Origin of the sequence: Vibrio sp. 10N.222.46.A1, from assembly GCF_041473595.1 — a bacterium.
GTDB lineage: Bacteria > Pseudomonadota > Gammaproteobacteria > Enterobacterales > Vibrionaceae > Vibrio > Vibrio tasmaniensis_A.
The window spans coordinates 1-264 of record NZ_JBFRSN010001859.1; the positions used below are offsets into that span (position 1 = coordinate 1).

1 protein-coding gene is annotated in these 264 nt (G+C 46.2%); it reads left to right on the forward strand.

Features of this window, described 5'->3' with window-relative positions:
• Positions 1-51: 51 nt before the first annotated feature.
• The coding region (locus AB4496_RS29635) for a hypothetical protein (RefSeq protein WP_372133717.1) at positions 52-264 on the forward strand (213 nt) is incomplete at its 3' end.

Here is a 264-nt window from a genome sequence, read left to right on the forward strand (position 1 = left end):
AAGGTCAACACGCCCTGAACAGTGCCAAATAAGAAGCACAAGGAAGCAAAGATGGAGACAACCACATCCCATGAGCGAGTACTAGACGCACAAGCTTATCAGCAGCTTGAAGCGATACTGGCTCAAAAAATAGAAACAGAACGCATTGTCACTCAAGAGGCAAAGCGCTTGGCTTACGGCACCGATGCGAGTTTTTATCGCTTGGTGCCGAAAATGGTTCTAAGGCTCAAGAACTTAGACGAAGTGATATTCACCATTCAAAGC